4 protein-coding genes are annotated in these 3,326 nt (G+C 66.7%); all 4 read right to left on the bottom strand.

Going from position 1 to position 3,326, the window contains the following annotated elements; translation table 11 throughout:
- Window positions 1-141: 141 nt before the first annotated feature.
- Window positions 142-1,731: an ABC transporter substrate-binding protein gene (locus HMPREF3115_RS01675; protein WP_070553294.1), complete on the bottom strand. Its 1,590-nt coding sequence runs from the start codon at window positions 1,729-1,731 to the stop codon at window positions 142-144.
- A gap of 100 nt (window positions 1,732-1,831) precedes the next feature.
- The gene (locus HMPREF3115_RS01670; protein WP_006396861.1) at window positions 1,832-2,164 is read right to left on the bottom strand and encodes a sugar ABC transporter ATPase; all 333 of its coding nucleotides are present in this window, start codon (window positions 2,162-2,164) and stop codon (window positions 1,832-1,834) included.
- A gap of 255 nt (window positions 2,165-2,419) precedes the next feature.
- Window positions 2,420-2,749, bottom strand: coding sequence for a hypothetical protein (locus HMPREF3115_RS01665; RefSeq protein WP_035488099.1), 330 nt, complete (start codon window positions 2,747-2,749; stop codon window positions 2,420-2,422).
- A 176-nt stretch (window positions 2,750-2,925) separates the two neighbouring features.
- On the bottom strand, window positions 2,926-3,326 hold a 401-nt coding region (locus HMPREF3115_RS01660), incomplete at its 5' end, for a bestrophin family protein (RefSeq protein WP_305366999.1).

The raw sequence follows: 3,326 nt of genomic DNA, 5'->3' as shown, positions 1-3,326 counted from the left end.
CGGCGACGACGACCGTCGCCGCCGCCGCGCCGAACGTGTATCCGCAGCGGGCAGTGTTAAACCGAACGACCGCCGCAACGGTACGCGACGCGGCCCGCCTGCGAGCGGCCGCACCGATCCGCGCGAGCCGCGCCGCGCGCCTTACTTCGCGAGCGTGCGGTACGACACGAGATCGTTGATCGGCCCGATCTCCGGGCCCGTCACGCCCGGCCGCGTCGCGACCTGCACGACCTTCTCGAACATGATGACGAACGGCGAATTCGCGAGGACGGCCTTCTGCAGCGCCTCGTAGCGCTGCGCGCGTTTCGCGGGCGACGGCTCGACGAGCGCGGCCTCGGTGTCCTTCGTCAGTTGCGGAATGTCCCAGCTGTTGCGCCACGCGAGCATCTTCGTCTTCGCCTGATCCGAATTGTCCGGATTCCACGCGAAGCCGCGCGCGTTGCTGTTCGGGTCCATGTAGTCGGGCGACCATTCGCCGATGAAGATGTCGTGCTGGCGCGCACGGTACTTGCCGATCGCCTGCTTCGCATCGCCGGCGATCAGCTTCACGCGGATCCCGCCTTGTGCGAAGTTCGCCTGCAGCGCCTGCGCGATCTCGATGTACGGATAGTCGTTCGGCATGTCCATCGTCACGTCGAAGCCGTTCGGCAGCCCGGCCTTCGCGAGCAGCGCCTTCGCTTTCGCGACGTCCTGCTTGTAGGGCCGCGCGTTCAGCGTGCCTAGGAAGCCTTCCGGCAGGAAGGTTTGATGGACCTTGTACGTCGTGCTGACGATGTTGCGCTGGATGCCGTCGTAATCGACGAGCCACTTGATCGCCTGCTGCACGTCCGGCTTCGCGAGATTCGGATTCTTCGTGTTCAGGCTCAGATACAGCAGCGCGGACACCGGCCATGCGGCGACCTTGATCTTGCCGGCCTTCGTCAGCGCGGCGAGGCTGTCGGGGCTCAGATTGCGCGCGGCGTCGACGTCGCCGTTCTCGAGCAGCAGCCGCTGCGCCGATGCCTCCGGCACGTGGCGTAGCACGACGCGCTTCATCGGATACGGCGTGCGGTACTGATCGAAGCGCTGCAGCACGATGCTTTCGTTCGGCGTCCACTTGACGAGCCGGTACGGGCCGGAGCCCGCATCGTTGGTCTTCAGCCAGCCGCTGCCGAAGTCGTCGCCCTGCCGGTGCGACAGCAGCAGCTTCTTGTCGAGCACCGATGCCGGACACGCGCTCAGCACGTTCAGCACGAAGCTCGGCGCGTACGCACGGTCGGTCTCGAGCACGAAGGTTTGCGCGTCGAGCGCGCGTACTTTCTGCATGACGTTCGCCTTCGTCAGGCCGAGATCGGCGAGCACGCCGGCCGGCCCCTTGTCGAGCAGCACGGTGCGCTGCAGCGACCACGCGACGTCGTCGGCGGTCAAGGGATTGCCGGAGTGGAACGTGAGGCCGGGGCGCAGCTTGAAGGTGTAGGTGAGCCCGTCGGCGCCGACGGTCCACGACTGCGCGATCTGTCCGTTGAAGCGCGTCGGGTCTTTCAGGTCGACGCGCACGAGCCGTTCGTAGGTGTTCGCGACATACTCGGACGGCACGAGCTCGTAGATCTGGCTCGGATCGAGCGTCGTGAATTCGCCGAGCTGGGTGGCGACGACGAAGATGCCGGGCGGCGTCGCCGCGTCGGCCGGCAGCGCCGGAACGAGCGCGACGAGCGCGGCACTGACGAACAGCCGGGACAGCAGATGCTTCATGCGGGCTCCATCGGAAGGGAATCGTCGTGCGATTCTCTCATCGACTGCAGCCCGGACGAAAGTATTCGATGCCGCGCGTCTCGCGCCGGCACGGGCGCGCTCAGATCACGCAGCGCGCGATCGCGAAGCGCATCGCTTCTTCGGCAGGCTCGCTGCCGGAGCCGCGCACGACCTTGACGACCGAGCCGCTGCCCGACGGCGTCAGCGTGACGAAGTACGCGCGCGAACCGACCGTGATGTCGGTCACGCCGTTGTGCTGCGACTGTTCGGTGCTCGACAGGCGGTTGTCGAGACAGCTCGCGATCGCATGGGCAGGGCGCTGCGACGACACGTAGATCATCGGCGCCGCGCCGGACGCGGCCGAATCGGACGAAGGCGTCGAGCCGCAGGCGGCGAGCAGGGCGGCGGGCAGGAGCAGCAGGAATCGTTTCATGGTCGAATCGTCGTGTCTCTCGTGTCGAGGCTGGGGCGCGGGGAAGGCGAAACGCGAAGCTTCGCGACGAAACCGCGGCGCATTGCGTCGTTTTCGAAGCGCGACGCGCGCGGTTGACGACGAAGTATACCCGCGGCATCCGACACGGATGGCGAGCTGAAACGATTCGATACAACAAGCACCCGCTGCCGCATCGGGCAGCGGGTGTTCAGACGGTGGCGACTCGGCGCGGATCGATCGGTTTGTCGTGGACGCTTATTGACCGATCCTGTTGCTGACCGCATTTTCCTGCCGGTTCAGCACATGCTGTTCGCTCTTGGTGATGTGGCCGCGATCCTGCGCGGCCATGTCCCGCTCTTCCTGGCGGATTTGGCGGTCGTCACGGTGCAGGCGCGCGGCCTGTGCGTGCGACATCTCGCCCTCCCTCACTTCGCGATGGATGCGGCGATTCTGGTTCGCGAGGCGCTGGTCGACCTGTTCGCGGCGCGGATGCGCGTGCTGCCACGGCGTGTCGGCGAAAGCGGTGCCGGTCAGCACCGACATCAGCGTGGCGGCGATCGCGAGAGGGCGGATAAGGGCTCGCATGATGTTTCTCCTGTCGTTGCGCATCCGGATCGTGGGCGCTTGACGAAAAAACGCGCGGCCGTCGCCGCCTGTTGACGCTCGAAATGTGTCGATTGCAAGCGTTTATTACGTCGGGTGATTGCCGGCCGGCGCCGGTGGCGCGGGCCGGCCCGGCGCAACGATCGCGCGGTGCCGTCTCAGCTGAGCCGATACGCCTTGACGGGCGTCACTTCCGCCGGCAGCGGCTCGCGGTTCAGTTCGAGCAGCGTGCGCTCGATCTGCCGCGCGATCGCATCGAGCGCGAGATGGTTGGGCCCGTCGCCGAACGGCTCGGCGATCGCATGCGCGATCGCGTCGAGCGCGATCAGCGTGTAGGCGACGAATACCGTGACGAACGGCGTCGCCGCGCCGATCGAATCGACGAGGCCGAACGGCAGCAGCACGCAGTATGCGTAGATCGTCCGATGCAGCAGCACGTCGTACGAGAACGGAATCGGCGTCGACGCGATGCGCTCGCAGCCGCTGACCATCGAGACGAGATCGTCGAGACGCGCATCGAGCATCCACAGCCGCGTCTCGGCGAGCCGGCCCGCGTCGG

The organism is Burkholderia sp. HMSC10F09 (assembly GCF_001806955.1).
GTDB classification, from domain to species: domain Bacteria; phylum Pseudomonadota; class Gammaproteobacteria; order Burkholderiales; family Burkholderiaceae; genus Burkholderia; species Burkholderia multivorans.
The sequence above is the reverse complement of the archived record's forward strand: the minus strand, read 5'-3'. Positions and strand labels throughout refer to the sequence as shown.

Coding starts and splice junctions, on each gene's coding strand:
- HMPREF3115_RS01665 (WP_035488099.1), bottom strand. CDS start 2,749: ATGCGAGCCCTTATCCGCCCTCTCGCGATCGCCGCCACGCTGATGTCG.
- HMPREF3115_RS01675 (WP_070553294.1), bottom strand. CDS start 1,731: ATGAAGCATCTGCTGTCCCGGCTGTTCGTCAGTGCCGCGCTCGTCGCG.
- HMPREF3115_RS01670 (WP_006396861.1), bottom strand. CDS start 2,164: ATGAAACGATTCCTGCTGCTCCTGCCCGCCGCCCTGCTCGCCGCCTGC.